The 13,721-nt window shown below is 72.4% G+C and carries 11 protein-coding genes; 4 read left to right on the top strand and 7 right to left on the bottom strand.

Translation table 11 applies throughout. The annotated features are described in order from the left end of the window. Positions 1-86 precede the first annotated feature (86 nt). The 4 genes from HZF07_RS07580 to HZF07_RS07565 are packed head-to-tail and all read right to left on the bottom strand — an operon-like array spanning position 87 to position 4,949. On the bottom strand, positions 87-1,553 hold the full coding sequence (locus tag HZF07_RS07580; RefSeq protein WP_157340628.1) for a dihydroorotase: 1,467 nt from the start codon (positions 1,551-1,553) through the stop codon (positions 87-89). Further along, positions 1,550-2,953 (bottom strand): MmgE/PrpD family protein, encoded by a 1,404-nt coding sequence (locus HZF07_RS07575; RefSeq protein ID WP_157340626.1) that lies wholly within the window; start codon positions 2,951-2,953, stop codon positions 1,550-1,552. The genes HZF07_RS07580 and HZF07_RS07575 overlap by 4 nt, the downstream gene beginning before the upstream one ends. Beyond that, positions 2,950-3,744 carry a cyclase family protein gene (locus HZF07_RS07570; RefSeq protein WP_157340624.1) on the bottom strand — a complete coding sequence of 265 codons (795 nt, stop codon included), beginning with the start codon at positions 3,742-3,744 and terminating at the stop codon, positions 2,950-2,952. The genes HZF07_RS07575 and HZF07_RS07570 overlap by 4 nt, the downstream gene beginning before the upstream one ends. After that, the gene (locus HZF07_RS07565; RefSeq protein WP_157340622.1) at positions 3,741-4,949 is read right to left on the bottom strand and encodes a CaiB/BaiF CoA transferase family protein; all 1,209 of its coding nucleotides are present in this window, start codon (positions 4,947-4,949) and stop codon (positions 3,741-3,743) included. Before HZF07_RS07565 ends, HZF07_RS07570 begins: the two co-directional genes overlap by 4 nt. A 26-nt stretch (positions 4,950-4,975) precedes the next feature. Here HZF07_RS07565 and HZF07_RS07560 point away from each other — a divergent pair, with 26 nt between their 5' ends. Together HZF07_RS07560 and HZF07_RS24345 are read left to right on the top strand one after the other, a co-directional pair. After that, positions 4,976-6,391, top strand: coding sequence for an FAD-dependent oxidoreductase (locus HZF07_RS07560; RefSeq protein WP_181644915.1), 1,416 nt, complete (start codon positions 4,976-4,978; stop codon positions 6,389-6,391). A gap of 289 nt (positions 6,392-6,680) precedes the next feature. Next, positions 6,681-8,507 carry a sensor histidine kinase gene (locus HZF07_RS24345; protein WP_157340620.1) on the top strand — a complete coding sequence of 609 codons (1,827 nt, stop codon included), beginning with the start codon at positions 6,681-6,683 and terminating at the stop codon, positions 8,505-8,507. On the opposite strand, the gene HZF07_RS07550 is transcribed toward HZF07_RS24345, so the two are convergent. The 3 genes from HZF07_RS07550 to HZF07_RS07540 are packed head-to-tail and all read right to left on the bottom strand — an operon-like array spanning position 8,435 to position 11,975. After that, the gene (locus tag HZF07_RS07550) at positions 8,435-9,151 is read right to left on the bottom strand and encodes a hypothetical protein (protein WP_157340618.1); all 717 of its coding nucleotides are present in this window, start codon (positions 9,149-9,151) and stop codon (positions 8,435-8,437) included. The two genes, HZF07_RS24345 and HZF07_RS07550, sit on opposite strands and share 73 nt — an antisense overlap. Then, entirely contained in the window at positions 9,151-10,413 is a 1,263-nt protein-coding gene (locus HZF07_RS07545) for a DUF4437 domain-containing protein (RefSeq protein WP_181644914.1), read from the bottom strand. The genes HZF07_RS07550 and HZF07_RS07545 overlap by 1 nt, the downstream gene beginning before the upstream one ends. Positions 10,414-10,430: 17 nt before the next feature. After that, on the bottom strand, positions 10,431-11,975 hold the full coding sequence (locus HZF07_RS07540; RefSeq protein ID WP_309504652.1) for a class I adenylate-forming enzyme family protein: 1,545 nt from the start codon (positions 11,973-11,975) through the stop codon (positions 10,431-10,433). A gap of 99 nt (positions 11,976-12,074) precedes the next feature. Between HZF07_RS07540 and HZF07_RS07535 the strand changes: the two genes are divergently transcribed. Continuing rightward, positions 12,075-12,794, top strand: coding sequence for a DsbA family oxidoreductase (locus HZF07_RS07535; protein ID WP_181644913.1), 720 nt, complete (start codon positions 12,075-12,077; stop codon positions 12,792-12,794). A gap of 62 nt (positions 12,795-12,856) precedes the next feature. After that, entirely contained in the window at positions 12,857-13,714 is an 858-nt protein-coding gene (gene efeU / locus HZF07_RS07530) for an iron uptake transporter permease EfeU (RefSeq protein WP_181644912.1), read from the top strand. Positions 13,715-13,721: the final 7 nt, after the last annotated feature.

Here is a 13,721-nt window from a genome sequence, read left to right as displayed (position 1 = left end):
GAACGACGAGGCTGGATGACGCGCCGCCGGCCGGTGTGCAGTGGGCCGACCGGCGACGCGTCGCACGGGGGACTGGCTGACGGCGGTCAGGCAGTCGGGCGGCGCAGGTAGCGGCCGACGGGCTCGCCGCCGACCACGCCGTCGGTCATCACCCGGTGGCCGCGGACGAACGTGTCCGTGACCTTCGCGGTGAGCTCGGCGCCCTCGAAGGGCGTGTACTCCTGGGTCGACTCGGAGTCCTCGGCGCGCACGGTCCAGGTGACGGTGGTGTCGACGAGCGCGATGTCGGCGTCCTTGCCGAGCTCGAGCGAGCCCTTCGAGGCGCCGAGGCCGTAGCGGCGCGCGGGGTTGGTCGCGGTGAGCTCGGCGATCCGGCCCAGCGGGACGCCGCGGCGCGAGCCCTCGGAGACCATGCCGGCGAGGAGGTACTCCGCGCCGCCGAAGCCGGACTTGGCCAGGAACACGTCGTCCTGGGGCTCGCCGAACTTCAGCTCCTCCTTGCAGCAGGCGTGGTCGGAGACGACCCAGTCGATCTTGCCGTCGATGAGGTAGGACCACAGCGCCTCGACGTCCTCGCGCGGCCGCAGCGGCGGGTTCACCTTGCCGCCGACGCCGTGCGCGGTGTCGCAGTCGGCGAGCAGGTGCCCGACGGTGACCTCGCGCCGGAAGTCGATGTGCGGGAACGCGTCCGCCATCAGCAGCGCCGCCTCGACGGCCTTGCGCGAGGTGAGGTGCAGCAGGTTGATCGTCGGCAGCTCGGTCTCGTGCGCGAGGTACGCCGCGATGGTGACGGCGAGGCCCTCGGAGTGCGGGGGCCGCGAGGCGGAGTAGGCCGGCAGCCCGGTCAGCGTGCCGTCCTCCTCGACGAGCTTCGTGTACGCCGTCATGATCTCGGCGGTCTCGCAGTGGAGCGACAGCGAGATCTGGTCGGCGATCTCCGGGAACTTCTGGCGCGCCTCCTGGACGCCGCGCATCACGAACTCGAAGTGCGCGTAGTCGTAGCGCTCGCCCTCGGGGGTCATCAGGAAGGAGCTCTGGTCGGTGCTGCGGCCGTGCAGGCCGTGGCCGCCGTAGAACATGAAGATCTTGAACGACGTGACGCCGTGCTCGGCGACGAGGTCCGGGATCTCCGCGATGTGCCCCTGGCTCATCGGCGCGAGGTGGAAGGCGTAGTCGACGTGCGCGCGGCCGTCGGTCAGCTCGAGCACCTCGGGGAAGAACTCGGCGTACGGTCCGCCCTTGTTGAGGTAGTACTGCCCGGTGCGCATGTAGGTCAGCGCCGTCGTCACGCCGCCCTGGGCGGACGCGCGGCTCTCGCTGACCGCGTCCTCGGACAGCGGGTTGTAGATGCCCCAGTGCTGGTGGGCGTCGACGACGCCCGGGAACGCCACCTTGCCGCCGGCGTCGACGACCTGCTCGGCGACGGCCGGGTCGAGGTCGGCCTCGAGCCGCGCGATGCGGCCGGCCTTCACGCCGATGTCCAGGGGTTGCGGCTCTGCCTCTCCCGGCACGACGACCGAGACGTTGGTGATGATCAGGTCGAGGTCGCTCATGCGCGGAACTCCTTGCTCAACGGGGACAGCAGGGTGGTGACGTCGGCGGCGTGGCGCAGGTCGGCAGCGGCCCGCCGTACGGCGTCCGCGGCGGCGTCGTCGAGCCGGCCGGCGACGTTGTCGCGGAACTTGGTGGTGAGCTCGTCGTCGCTCAGTGGCCGGGCGGGCCCGCCGCGGTTGGTCAGCACCTTCTCGACGAGCACGTCTCCCGCGGTCGTGGTGAGGGTGACCACCGCCGGGAACTGGAAGGGATAGATCGCGTCGCACTCGGCATCGGCGACGACGGCGACCTTCGCCATCAGGGCTCGACGGCCCGCGTCCTGGGCGAGCGCGTCGGTGTAGTCGTCCAGGCCGGTGCCGAGGCCGCCACCGCCGAGCAGCCCGGCGGCGAAGGCGAACGGTCCCGAGAACTGGGCCTGGTAGCCGGTCTCGGGCGCCCGCTTCACCTCGATCGGCTCGCCGATCGTGCGCGCGGTCGCGCCGGCCACGCCGACGACGACCGACGCGACCTGCTCCGGCGTGACGCCGCGCTCGCGGAAGGCGCGTCCGGCATCGACCGTGGTGTGGGTGAAGTGGTTGGCCGGGTAGGGCTTGAAGAAGATGCCGGGTACCGACCACGCGGTGCCGAGGCCGTCGGTGACGGCCGTCGGGAAGAACTGGCCGTGCAGCCACGCCTCGAAGAAGCCGAAGCGGCCCTCGAGCACGGTCGGCGGGCCGGTGAAGCCGCGGCCCACGAGCTGGGCGGCGGTCACGCCGGCCTGCGCCGCGAGGCCGCAGTGCAGGCGCTTGACGGTGCCGCCGGTGCGGTTGGCCTCGATGACGCCCGACGCCATCGAGGCCGTCAGGCCGAGCGCGTGGACGGGGTCGCTGCCGTAGAGCAGCGACGCGGCGACCGCGGAGCCCATCGCGCCGGTGATCGACGTGGCGTGCTGGCCGTGCTCGAAGAAGACCGAGTTGCCGAGCTGCTCGTCGTACCCCGCCATGCCGAGGCGTACGGCGACCTCCAGCCCGACCGCGATGGCGCGCACGACCTGCTCGCCGGTGGCGCCGACGTGCTCGGCCGCGGCGAGCGCGGCCGGCACGACGCTGGCGCTCGGGTGCAGCACCGACGGCAGGTGGGTGTCGTCGTAGTCGAGGGAGTGGGCGAGCACGCCGTTGGCGAAGGCCGCCTGGGCGGCGGTCACCTTCGTCGTCAGGCCGACGGCGGTCGCCTGCTGGTGACCGCCCTGGTCGAGCACGTGCGCGACCGCGGCGGCGCTGGTCGGCAGCCGGTGGGCCGCGACGCACAGGCCGAGGACGTCGAGGACCCGCTGCTGGACCGACGCGGCGACGTCGTCGGGGACGCCGTTCTTCGCGCTCTCGGTCGCGAAGTCGCCGAGCTGCTCGGCGAGCGTGCTCATCTGCCCACCACGGCGAGCGGGCGGACGGGGGAGCCGGTGGCGCCGAAGAGCGGCAGCGGCGAGAGCACGAAGACGAACTCGTGGATCCCGGCGGCGGCCAGCTCCTCCAGCGCCATCGTCTCCACGATGTAGATGCCGTGCTCCACGAGCAGCACCCGGTGGGCGGGCAGCAGGCCGTGGCCGGCGCCCGGGGCGAGCCGCTCGAACGCGATGGTGTCGGCGCCGACGGCGTGCACGCTCCGGGCCGCGAGCCAGGTCGCGCCGGCCTCGCCGACACCGGGCACGCCGGTGCTCAGGCCGCGGAAGGTGTCCCCGTCGCCGGCGTCGAAGTGCTGGCCCCAGCCCGAGCGGACGAGCACGACGTCGCCGGCGCCGATCGCGATGCTCTGCTTCTCCAGGGTCGCCTCGAGGTCGGCGACGGTGACCTCCTGGCCGGCCTCGAGCCGCTCGACCCCCAGCGTCTCGGGCACGTCGAGCAGCACGCCGCGCCGGACCATGGGCTCGATCGTGTGGACGCCGAGCTCGACCATGCCGAGCCCGTCGTGCATCCGGCCGTCCTGGGAGACGTGGGAGAGCGCGTCGATGTGGGTGCCGACGTGGGTGCCCATCGAGATCATGTCGTTGGCCGCCGAGCCGCCGTCGGCGCGCACCATGTCGCCGTGGCGGCGCGGGTGGGCGTGCCAGTACGCCGGGTGGTTGGGCGACTGCGGCATCCCGACCGTCAGGCGGCGGCCGAGGTCGACGACGCGGACGCCGCCGGCGACGGCGTCGAGGAGGGCCTGGGTGGTCATCGGATCACTTCCTCCTCGCGGAGCTTGCTGATGTCGTCGGGGGAGAGGCCGAGCTCCGTGAGCACCGCGTCGGTGTCGGCGCCGATCGCGCGGCCGGGGAAGCGGATCCCGCCCGGGGTCTCGGACATCCGCCACATCACGTTGTGCTGCAGCACCTCGCCGAGCGCCGGGTCGTCGACCGGCGTGAGCATCTGCGTCGCCCGGACGTGCTCGTCCTCGACGAGGTCCTGCGCGCTGTAGACGGGGGCGACGGCGGCGCCGGCCTCGGTGAACGCCGCGACCACCTCGGCGCGGGTGCGCTCGCCGATCCAGTCGCCGACGTACCCGTCGAGCTGGTCGGCGTGCTGTGCCCGGGTGTGCCCGGACGCGAACCACGGCTCGTCGATCACCTCGGGGTGCCCCACCAGGGTCAGCACCCGCTCGGCGATCGCCTGGGCGCTGGTCGAGATCGCGACCCAGTGGCCGTCCTCGGTCTCGTAGGCGTTGCGCGGGCTGTTGTTGGTGGAGCGGTTGCCGTGCCGCTGGCCGACCTGGCCGGTGAGGCCGTAGACGGACGGGCCGGGGCCGACCGCGGCCATGATCGGCTCGAGCAGGCTGAGGTCGATGACCTGGCCCGTGCCGCTGCGCTCACGCTCGTAGAGCGCCATCGAGATCGCCGAGCTCGCGGCGATGCCGGCGATGGAGTCGGCGAGGCCGAACGCCGGCAGCGTCGGCGGGCCGTCGGCCTGCCCGGTGAGGTGCGCGAAGCCGCTCATCGCCTCGGCGAGCGTGCCGAAGCCCGCGCGCGCGGCGTACGGGCCGGTCTGGCCGAACCCGGTGATGCGCGCGACCACCAGGCGCGGGTTGAGCTCGAGGAGGTGCTCGGGGGAGAGGCCCCAGCGCTCCAGGGTGCCGGGGCGGAAGTTCTCCACCAGCACGTCGGCGGTGGCGACCAGGCGCCGGAGGACCTCGGCGCCCTCCGGGCTGGAGAGGCTGAGCGCGACCGTGCGCTTGTTGCGGCTGATCTCCGACCACCAGATCGGCGTGCCGTCGACGGACGGGCCGTGGCCCCGCATCCCGTCGCCGGCCTTCGGGTGCTCGACCTTGATCACCTCGGCGCCGAAGTCGCCGAGGATCTGGCAGGCCAGCGGTCCGGCGAGGATCGTCGAGGCATCGACGACCCGGAGGCCGGAGAGGGGGCCGTGGTTCGCGGTGGAGGAGGACATCGCCAGCGATCATATATGATCTAGAGGTGCTGTCGTGGGAGTACGACGTCCTCGTCGTCGGTGCCGGCCCGGCCGGCCTCAGCGTCGCGCTGGAGGCCGCCTCGCTCGGCGCCCGGGTGCTGGTCGTGGAGAAGGACGACCGGATCGGCGGCACCCTGCACCTGAGCGGCGGCCACCTCGCCGCGGGCGGCACGACGCGGCAGCGTGAGCGGGGGATCGAGGACTCGCCCGAGGCCCACCTCGACGACATCCGGCGGATCAGCCGCGGCACTGCCCGCGACGACCTGATCGCGCTCGTCGCCGCCCACGCGCCGGACACGATCGAGTGGCTGGCCGCGCGCGGCTTCGCGTTCGCGGCCGAGACGCCCCGCATCGTGCACGGCCACGAGCCCTACCGCACCGCGCGCACCTACTACGGCACCGACGAGGGCGCCTCGATCCTCGCGGTCCTGGAGTCGGCGCTGGACGACTCGTCGGTCGAGGTGTGGACCCGGACGCCGGTCACCGGCCTGGTGCTCGACGGGGGCGTCGTCGTCGGGGTCGAGGTCTATCGCGACGGGGCCGAGGTCGAGCTCCGCGCGCCGTCCGTCGTACTCGCGACGGGCGGGTACGGCGCGGAGCCCGAGCTCTTCGCCGAGCTCGAGGGTGCCCCGCTGGTCTCCGCCGCAGCCCGCACCTCCACGGGTGACGGGCTGCTGCTCGGCCAGTCGGTCGGCGCCGCGCTGCAGGGCGCCGGCACCCACCTCCCGTCGTTCGGAGGGCTCCCCGATCCGGCGTCGCCGATGCGGGCGAACTGGGCCGACCGGCAGGTCCTCACCTCCGAGCGCCCACCGGTCGAGATCTACGTCGACCGCGACGGCCGCCGCTGGGTCGCCGAGGACGAGCCCTCCATCGACGCCAAGGAGCGCGCGCTCGTCGGCATCCCCGACCAGACGTTCTGGACCGTCTTCGACGACGCCGCACTCGCTGCCGCCGTCGGCCCGGCCGCGATGGTCGTCGGTCGCGAGCCCGACGAGGTCCGCGCGATGGCCAACGCCCGCCCGGGTGTGCACGCCGCCCCGACCCTGGCCGAGCTCGCCGCCCTCGCCGGCATCTCCACGCCCGGTCTCGTGTCGACCGTCTCCCGCTACAACGCGTTCGTCTCCGCCCAGACCGACCCGGAGCACGGCCGCCGCCACCTGCCCTCGCCGATCGCCACACCACCCTTCTACGCGATCCGCAACCACGCGATCACGCTCGTCACCTTCCAGGGCCTCGACATCGACGCCACCTGCGCCGTCCGCTCGGTGTCCGGCTCGACCATCCCCGGCCTGTACGCCGTCGGCGAGGTCATCGGCGCCGGCGCCACCTGCGGCAACAGCTTCTGCTCCGGCATGCTGCTCACGCCCGCCCTCACCCTCGGCCGGTTGCTGGGCGCGCGGCTGGGTCGCTCTGCTGGGTGAGTGTCGCCGTCCTCCCGGGCGCCATTTGTTCGGCGCCTGTCGGGAGGACGCCGACCTGCGGTCGGGCGCGCGGATGTTCCGGCGGAGATTCTGATTCACCTGGTGGATCGAGAACTCCGCTCGACGTCCGCCGGTGGAAGCTGCCCCTGCCCGCTTTGCTGCCTGCAGGCGGCCAACCACAGGCCACCGCCATAGCCCGAGCTCGAGGTCTCTCCACGCGCACCTCAGCCCACGCGACGGGGTGCCGATATGTCCGGCATCCCAATCCCGATGACATAGGTTGCGGACCGTGGTGCCAGACGGAGCCAGCACGTCCGACCAGCAGGCCTGGTCGGACTCCTCGGCGCGCGCCGTGCTGCAGCTGATGGTGGAGTCGGTGGCGGAGATGGTCGGGTTCGAGGTGGCCGCGCTGTCGGTCGTCATCGGCGACCGGCTCGTCACGCTGGCCTACACCGGTCCGGAGGAGCATCGCGAGTACGTCGAGGAGAGCGACCCGGTCTCCGTGATCGAGCCCATCCTCAGCCGGGCCGAGGCCTGGGGCGAGCGGCTGCGGTTCGTCACGGCCGAGGCGATCGCCGGGCTCGAGGGGCGCTGGGTCGAGGTCGAGCAGGTGCCGACCGACCACGCCGACGCGTGGCGGCCGGCCGACGGCCTCCTGGCCGTGCTCACCAACGACGACGGCGCCGTCGTCGGCATCCTCTCGGTCGACCGCCCGTCCGACGGCCGGCGACCGGACACCCGGCAGCGCCGCCTGCTGGAGCGGTACGCCGCGCAGGCCGAGCGCGCCCTCCTGACGACGTACGAGCGCGAGGCGCTGGTGCAGCAGGTCGCCCATGCCGAGGCCGCGCGACGCCTGGTCCGCAGCGCCTCGATGCCGGCCCACGCCTCGCTGGCGGCGGTGCTGCGGCACACGCGGCAGCCGCTCGTTGAGGGTTTCGGAGCCGGGGGCTCCTGGATCCAGCTGCTGGGCCAGTCGGGAGTCGGCTACGCCCGCACCGGCGGCGGCGACCGGCTCGAGCTCTCCGGCTCGCTCGTCGACCTCGCGCACGACCTCGCGCCGACCTTGTGGAACGAGCAGCGTGCGCTCGTCCTGACCGTCGGCGAGTCGCCGGAGCTGCCTGACGAGGTGCATCGGGAGCTGGCCGCGCTCGAGGTGACGCACGCGCTGGCGGTGCCGCTCGGCGCGGGGAGCGAGTGCGTGGGCTTCCTGGCGCTCTCCCGCTTCGCGGGGGACCCGCCCTGGTCGGCGGTCGAGTGCACCGCCGCCCTGGAGATCGGCCACGACCTCGGGGCTGCGCTGATGACGGCCCGCGCCCTGGAGAGCGAGCGCAAGCTCGTGCGCGAGCTGCAGCAGGTCGACGACTACCGCAGCCAGCTGATCGCGACGCTCTCGCACGAGCTGCGTACGCCGCTCACCGTGATCGCCGGCAACCTCGAGATGCTCGGCACCCTGGACCTCTCACCGACCGCCGACCGCTACCACGCGGCCATGACGCGGGGGACGACCCGGATGGCTCGGGTGGTCGACGACCTGCTGCTGCTGGCCCGCGTCAGCAACCCGCAGCACCCGCTCGAGCGGGTGCCCGTGGACCTGCGCTCCGTCGTCCGCGACGTCGTCGCGCTCGTCGAGTCGGCCGCCCGCGGCCAGGGCCTGACGCTCGACGTCGACCTGCGCGACGACATCGTCGTGCTCGGCGACCCGACCGAGCTCGACCGGCTGCTCGGCAACCTGGTGAGCAACGCCGTGAAGTACACGCTGCCCGGCGGCCGCATCTCGATCGAGGCCGCCCGACGGGGCAACACCGTGGCGCTGCTCGTGGAGGACGACGGGCTCGGCATCTCCGAGGTGGACCAGCGCGGCCTCTTCCAGGCGTTCTTCCGCACCAGCAACCCCGACGCGCTCCGCGAGCCGGGCACCGGCCTCGGGCTCGCGATCGTGGCGTCGGTGGCCGAGCGGCACGGCGGGCGCGTCGACGTCCGCTCGCGGCTGGGCGAGGGGACGGCGTTCACCGTCACCCTCCCCGCCGCAGCGCCGGACGACGGTCAGAACGCCGTCGAGCCCGGCTTCACCACACCCAGCAGCGCGGCGACCAGCACCAGGGTCCAGATCCCGTAGACCCAGGGCTCGCAGCGCCGGATCGATCCGAGGATCGCCTTCTCGACCTCGGGCGTCGACCCCGCGGTCACCAGCTTGCCGAACGCCGGGCCGAAGGGCACCAGCTGCCGGCGGATCATCACCCCGCAGAAGATGCACAGCCCGTACGCCGCGACCTTGGCGCCCAGCCACTTCGGGTTGGTGTCGACGCCGAACGGATCGGTCGCGACCATCGTGTAGATCGCCACCGCCACCAGCCCGATGGACAGCGCGTACCGCACCAGCAGGTCCGCCTTCTGCGAGAACCCCGCGATCGGCGTGTCTCCGCCGCGGTAGTCGATCAGCGACACCGCCAGCCAGGCGAGGCCGCACACCCAGACCAGGACCAGCAGCCAGCCCTTGACGAAGAACGCGTCGCCGAGCGGACCGGCGGCCATCAGCGTGATCCCGCTGGGAAGGAACAGCACCAGCGAGACTCGAGGCGCGATGTCCACGCCGTGCATGATCTTCGTCGACACCGCCCGTGCCTCCGGACCGAGGTCGGACCTCAGGATGTAGCGGCTCGCGTAGTAGACCCCCACGTCCCCGCCCAGCCAGTAGGCGAACAGGACGATGTGCAGGAAGACCGCGAGGCTGTGCCCGTTGAACCCGTGGACCGCCTCCATCACATGCCGTCGCCGTCCCAGCGGCCGCGCGAGCGGCTGCGGACGGGCAGCGACGAGATGATCGGGGCGGGGATCGGGTCGCCGTCCTTCCAGTCGACGCGGGTGCCCCAGTTGTGGGCGTGCGGGCCGGTGCGCTCGTCGCGGTGCTCGACGTCGCGACCCGACCAGCCCCAGTCCAGCTCGGGGGAGTGGTGCGCATGGTCGTGGCCGTGGTCGTGGTCGTGGTCGTGCGAGTGGCCGTCACCGTGGCCGCCCTGCAGGTTGGCGGCGTCCATCGCCTTCATGATCGCGATGATCGACGGGTCCGCGCCCTGGCCCTGGTGCTTGACCGGGGAGTTGTGCTGTCCCTGGTCGATCTGGAACTGCCAGGCGGCGTTCATCTGCCTCATGTCCTCCTCCGACCGCCACGGGGTGGCGAGGTCGTGGGTGGACGACGACCAGCGGGCCGGCTCGTGCGGCTCCTCGTCGAGGCCGTCGGGCGTGTAGTTGACGCCGTCGCCGCCCCATCGGACCCACTCGCGCTGGGTGTACCAGTTCTTCAGCTCGCCGTCGGAGCGCAGCAGCCAGGTCGCGCCGCCCTCCATGGTGGTGAAATGGCCGTGCTTCACCCGCGCGGGGCGGAAGAAGTAGGTGCCCAGGTCCAGGGTGCCGAAGTTGTACTCCATGTGGCCCTGGGTCGTGTAGGCCTCCTCGTAGCACGGGTGGTGCGCGAGGCGGTGGTCCGACCAGCCCTCTTGGGCGTGCACGAGCCGGGTGTAGAAGCCGGTGACCGGGTCGACGTGCAGGTACTTGATGAACAGGCCGGGCATCGGGCCGGGGTTCGGCACCGCGTCCCACGTCATCGCCTCGGAGTCGATCACGACGATCTCTTCGCGGGCGTCCGACCAGCGCTTCGCCGCGGCCACGGACTCGACGGCGTCGAAGCCGGCGTCGCCGTACTCGCGGTAGTGGAGCATCTTGGTGCCCTCGGCGACCTTGAGGTAGTCGGCCGGGACGCCCTTCGGCGCGTAGACGTAGCCACCCTTGCCGATCCTGCGACCGCCGTAGTCGATCTCGCCCTCGAGCACGTAGTACTCGGTGTCGGCGTGGTGGATGCCCGGGCCGCGGCCCCAGTCGGTGTGGAAGTCGACGCGCAGCGACGAGGAGCCGTCCTCCTCGTCGACGGAGAGCCGGCGCTCGCTGGCCCGGCCCTCGCCGCCCGGCAGCTCGGCGCCGTGCCAGACGTAGTCGTCTTCCTGGATCAGCTCCACATGGGGTCGCACAGGGTTTCCTCTCGGATCTATCGGTGGGTGGTGACGGCCCGGTCGCGCAGCTCGCGCTTGAGGACCTTGCCGGCGGCGTTGCGGGGGAGGGTGTCGACGACCGTCCACCGGCGGGGCACCTTGAAGCCGGCCAGAGCGGTCCGGCAGTGCGTCTCGAGCTCCTCGACGGAGGCGGTGGCGCCGCCCCGGAGCACGACGTACGCCGCGACCTCCTCGCCCCACGTCTCGTGTGGGAGGCCGACGACGGCGGACTCGGTGACCGCGCCGTGCGTGGCCAGGACGTCCTCGATCTCGCGCGGGTAGACGTTGACGCCGCCGGAGATGATCAGGTCCTTCTTGCGGTCGACGATGTGCACGTAGCCGTCGTCGTCGCGGACCACGACGTCGCCGCAGGACAGGAAGCCGTCCTCGGTGGTGCAGGCGGCCGTAGCCTCGGAGTTGTCGTGGTAGCCGTTCATGAGGAAGGGCGAGCGACTGAAGAGCTCGCCCGGCTCGCCGGGACCCACGGGGTTGCCCTCGTCGTCCACGACGCGCAGCTCGGTCATGAACCAGGCGTGGCCGACCGAGCCGGGCTTGGTCAGCTGGTCGACCGGCCGCAGGTTGGTGATGATCCCGGCCTCGGTCGAGCCGTAGAGCTCGTGGATGCCGCGGCCCGGGAACTCCTGCATCACCCACTGCTTGAGCGGCCAGGGGAGCGCGGAGGCGTTGAAGTACAGGGTGTCGAGCGCGGACAGGTCGTGCCCGGCGACCGCGCCCTCGCCGAGGCCGCGGAGCATCTGGGCGTGCGTCGGCACCAGGAACGTCGACTGCACCCGGTCGCGGGCCATCAGCGCGAGGAACTCCTCCGGGTCCCAGTGCCGCAGCATCGTGACGGTGCCGCCGCAGAAGACCGGCGCGTAGCCGAACGCGAACCCGGCGCCGTGGTACATCGGCGCGACGGCGGCCGACGTACGCCCTGGGCCGAGGCCCCACTCGAGCGCGCTGAGGTAGAAGGTGAGCGCGCGGCTGCGGTGGGAGATGACGACGCCCTTGGGGCGCCCGGTCGTGCCGGAGGTGTACGCGATGCAGAAGGGGTCCTGCTCGGCGACGTGCACCCCGGGGTCCCGCGACGTGGTCCGAGCCAGCTCGGCCTCGTACTCCGGACCGAGCTGGGAGCCGCCGATCGACAGGACGACGAGCCGGAGGTCGTCGACGTCGCCCGCCACCGCGGCGAGCGCGTCGTCGAGCACCAGCGCGCGGGCGCCGGAGTGCTCGAGGATGTAGCGGCTCTCGGCCGGCGTCAGCCTCGGGTTGAGCGGCACCATGACGAGCCCGGCCTTGGCGATGCCGGCCGCGATCTCGGGGTACTCCAGGCGGTTGCCGAGGAGCACCCCGACCCGCTCTCCGGTGCGCAGGCCGCGCTCGAGGAGCCGCGCGCCGAGCCGGCTGGAGCGCTCGCCGAGCGCGCCGAAGGTCAGGGTCCGGTCGCCGTCGATGACCGCCGTGGCCCGAGGGGTCGCGACCGCGAACTCCCGGATGCCGCCGGCGATGTTCAGCGGCGCGCCGCCGTGCCCGATCCCCACTGCAACCTCCCCACGAGCCGATTTCGTGTGACTATATACGATATAAACGTAGCGTCGAGAGGGTCGGAACAATCGCCTCCTCGGGCGCGTTGCGCCCCCGTGAAGATCGAGATCTGGAGCGACGTCGTCTGCCCGTGGTGCTTCGTCGGGAAGCGTCGTCTGGAGTCGGCGCTCGCCGAGTTCCCGCACCGTGACGAGGTCGAGGTCGTCTACCGCTCCTTCGAGCTGGACCCGAGCGCACCCGTCCATGGCCACGAGCTGTCGACCGGCGTGATCGCCAGGAAGTACGGCCGCAGCGAGGCCGAGATGCGCCAGATGCAGCAGCAGCTGGTCGACCTGGCCGCGGTCGAGGGGCTCGACTTCAAGCTCTTCGAGACCGTGCACACCAACACCGTCGACGCCCACCGCCTCCTGCACCTCGCCCTCGAGACCGGCGGTCCGGCGCTCCAGCGGGACCTGAAGGAGGCGCTGCTCTCGGCGTACTTCGAGCAGGCGCGCAACGTCGGCGACCACGACGTGCTCACCGAGGCGGCCGTCGCGGCCGGGCTCGACGAGGCCCGCGTCCGCGCGGTGCTCGGGAGCGACGAGTACGCCGACGCGGTGGCCCGCGACATCGACCAGGCCCGCGCGTACGGCGCGACGGGTGTGCCCTTCTTCGTGGTCGACGAGAAGTACGGCATCTCCGGCGCCCAGCCGAAGGAGCTCTTCGCCCAGGCGCTCCAGCAGGCCTGGACGGAGTCCCACCCGGTGCTCCAGACGATCGGTGGCGACGCCGCGTCGGAGGCGGGAGCGTGCGGTCCCGACGGCTGCCCGATCTGACCCTGTGAGTCCCGCGACGTTGGTTAGGCAAACCTAACCGTCGGGGCGTAGCATCCCGGTTCGTGCTGGCGAACTACCTGATCGGGCTGCGCGAGGGCCTCGAGGCTGCCCTCGTGGTGAGCATCCTGGTCGCCTACCTGGTCAAGACCGAGCGCAGCGACCTGCTGCCGCGGATCTGGGTCGGGGTGGGCATCGCGGTCGCGGTCTCCCTCGGGTTCGGGTTCGCCCTCTTCTACGGCCCCCGCAGCCTCACCTTCGAGGCGCAGGAGGCGATCGGCGGCATCCTGTCGATCGTCGCCGTCGGCCTGGTCACCTGGATGATCTTCTGGATGGCCCGAGCGGCGCGCTCGCTGAGCGGCGAGCTGCGCGGCCGGATCGACGACGCCGCCGACGGGCCGTGGTTCGCCCTCGTCCTCGTCGCGATCCTGGCCGTCGGCCGGGAGGGTCTGGAGACCGCGCTGTTCCTGTGGTCGGCCACCGAGGCGGTCCGCGACGACACCGGCACGTGGCAGCCGCTCGTCGGCGCCGCGCTCGGCATCGCGACGGCGGTCGTGCTGGGGTGGCTGCTCTACCGCGGCGCGATCCGGATCAACCTCGCCAAGTTCTTCACCTGGACCGGCGCGTTCCTGATCCTCGTCGCCGGAGGCGTCCTGTCCTACGGCGTCCACGACCTGCAGGAGGCGGGCATCCTCCCGGGCCTCCACAACCTCGCCTGGGACGTCTCCGGCACCGTCGACCCGACCAGCTGGTACGCCACCCTGCTCAAGGGCATCTTCAACTTCTCCCCGCAGACCACGGTGCTCGAGGCCGTCGTCTGGGTGCTGTACGTCGTGCCCGTGATGACGCTCTTCCTCCTCTCCGCGCGCCGCCGCAGCAAGCCGGCACCGGCGCCCGCGACCCACCCCACCCCCGTGAGCTGAAGGATCC

It is taken from the genome of Nocardioides agri (assembly GCF_013778305.1).
Taxonomy (GTDB): domain Bacteria; phylum Actinomycetota; class Actinomycetes; order Propionibacteriales; family Nocardioidaceae; genus Nocardioides; species Nocardioides agri.
This window is presented reverse-complemented; position numbering and strand designations above follow the sequence as displayed.

What these genes read in the sequence shown, in the direction of transcription:
- HZF07_RS07550 (WP_157340618.1), bottom strand. Translation starts at nt 9,151, where the DNA reads ATGGAGGCGGTCCACGGGTTCAACGGGCACAGCCTCGCGGTCTTCCTG.
- HZF07_RS07575 (WP_157340626.1), bottom strand. Translation starts at nt 2,953, where the DNA reads ATGAGCACGCTCGCCGAGCAGCTCGGCGACTTCGCGACCGAGAGCGCG.
- HZF07_RS07565 (WP_157340622.1), bottom strand. Translation starts at nt 4,949, where the DNA reads ATGTCCTCCTCCACCGCGAACCACGGCCCCCTCTCCGGCCTCCGGGTC.
- HZF07_RS07580 (WP_157340628.1), bottom strand. Translation starts at nt 1,553, where the DNA reads ATGAGCGACCTCGACCTGATCATCACCAACGTCTCGGTCGTCGTGCCG.
- HZF07_RS07570 (WP_157340624.1), bottom strand. Translation starts at nt 3,744, where the DNA reads ATGACCACCCAGGCCCTCCTCGACGCCGTCGCCGGCGGCGTCCGCGTC.